Annotated in this window: 1 rRNA gene; it reads left to right on the forward strand. The window is 48.2% G+C overall.

Features of this window, described 5'->3' with window-relative positions:
• Positions 1-235: ribosomal RNA gene (locus NNO02_RS23925) — 23S ribosomal RNA — on the forward strand; the annotation flags it as partial.
• Positions 236-255: the final 20 nt, after the last annotated feature.

Genomic DNA, 255 nt, shown 5'->3' on the forward strand with positions numbered 1-255 from the left:
AGTGGACGCATCACTGGTGTTCGGGTTGTCATGCCAATGGCATTGCCCGGTAGCTAAATGCGGAAGAGATAAGTGCTGAAAGCATCTAAGCACGAAACTTGCCCCGAGATGAGTTCTCCCTGAGACTTTAAGTCTCCTGAAGGAACGTTGAAGACGACGACGTTGATAGGTCGGGTGTGTAAGTGTAGCGATACATTGAGCTAACCGATACTAATGAACCGTGAGGCTTAACCTTACAACGCCGAAGATGTTTTG

It is taken from the genome of Citrobacter sp. Awk 2 (genome assembly GCF_028069815.1).
Taxonomy (GTDB): Bacteria; Pseudomonadota; Gammaproteobacteria; order Enterobacterales; family Enterobacteriaceae; genus Citrobacter.